This window comes from Gluconacetobacter entanii, assembly GCF_003206495.1.
Lineage (GTDB): Bacteria > Pseudomonadota > Alphaproteobacteria > Acetobacterales > Acetobacteraceae > Novacetimonas > Novacetimonas entanii.
This window is the reverse complement of sequence record NZ_NKUF01000152.1, coordinates 1-1,551: the sequence shown is the minus strand read 5'-3', so window position 1 is coordinate 1,551 and position 1,551 is coordinate 1. Positions and strand designations below refer to the sequence as shown.

Sequence of the window (1,551 nt, the reverse complement as noted above, 5' to 3'; positions counted from 1 at the left end):
CAGATTCCATGAGGAGTGGATAGCGAGCCGCGCCGTGTCAGAGTGTGCTTGCTGAAACTCTCTGGAGGGCAGAACCATGCTCGAGGCATCTGATCATCCCACGACCCCGTTCGCTATCCGCGTTGATCTTGGCGCGATCTTCGTTTCACTGGAACTTGGAAAATCGAGTTGGCTGGTCACATCGCTCTCACCCGGAAGCGAGAAGATGTCGCGCCACTCGGTTCAAGGTGGCGATATTGCGGGCCTGTTCGGCTGTTTCACTAGTCTTCGTGACAAGGCCCGCGCTCGGGAAGGAAGACTTTTTCCGCTTGTGGTGATTCAGGAAGCCGGATTGGATGGATTCTGGATCGATAGAGCCTTGAAGCAGGAGGACTGGATCGAGAGCCATGTCGTCGATGCGGCGTCGATCGCAGTTCCCCGCAAGCACCGGCGTGCAAAGACGGATCGTATCGACGGGGAGATGCTGGTCCGTACGCTGCTGGCGTTCAAACGCGGAGAGGCACGGGTCTGCTCAATGGTCCGCCCTCCATCACGGGAAGAGGAAGACCGCCGACGTCTCAGTCGGGAGCGTAAGGTTCTGGTGGGCGAGCGCACGCGGCATATCAACCGCGTCCAGGGCCTGCTGCTGAGCCAGGGCATTCGAGGTTACCGGCCGCTGCGACGGGATCGGCGTGCCTGTCTCGACGAGTTGCGAACGGGCGATGGTCATCCCTTGCCGAAGCATCTCAAGGCGCAGATCGGACGAGAACTGGACCGCATCGAACTTCTCATGGAACAGATTAAAATGGTTGAGAGCGAACGGGACGAATTGGCAAAAGTGAATGACAACAATCAATGTTCGCCAGTTGTCCTGTTGCAGGGTCTCAGAGGGATTGGCGCCGAGTTTGCCACCGTTCTGACGCAGGAAGGACTGTTCCGGCATTTCGACAACAGGCGGCAGGTCGCGGCTTATGCCGGTCTGGCGCCTTCGCCGTGGAAAAGCGGATCGATCGACCGTGAACAAGGCGTCTCGAAATCCGGTAATCCGCGCCTGCGCACGGCCATGATCCAGCTTGCCTGGCTGTGGCTCCGCTACCAGCCTGACACCGCGCTGGCGCAGTGGTTCCATGAACACGTGGGCGCAAGAAGTAACCGGAGCCGCAAAACGGCGATCGTTGCCCTGGCCCGCAAGCTTCTTGTTGCGCTCTGGAAATATGTCACGAGTGGTGTCGTTATCGATGGCGCGCATCCGGCGTCCCGCTGATGGAAACACCACAGACATAAACCCCATCCCCAGGACCTGATCAGTCCTGTGGATCCAGGTGAACGGACCGATCGGCCCCATGGCTTGCAATGCCGACCTTTCAGAATGGTCCCGTTCTCCTGAGCCTTTGCCCCGAATGCGGGATAGTGGTGCTGCCGCGCGCGAGCGGCGACCGGATGTGAGGTTCTACAGGTGCGGCATCGCGCCGGTAGTCGTTAAACAGGCTCAGACCATGGATCCAAAACACGGAGAAGAAAAAATGATCTCGCAGTGAAAGTGGCCATTGACGTGAAACTCCTCATGTGAGG

1 protein-coding gene is annotated in these 1,551 nt (G+C 58.7%); it reads left to right on the top strand.

Annotated features, from left to right (window positions below):
- Positions 1 to 76 precede the first annotated feature (76 nt).
- Entirely contained in the window at positions 77 to 1,243 is a 1,167-nt protein-coding gene (locus CFR72_RS17030) for an IS110 family RNA-guided transposase (RefSeq protein WP_050800526.1), read from the top strand.
- Positions 1,244 to 1,551: the final 308 nt, after the last annotated feature.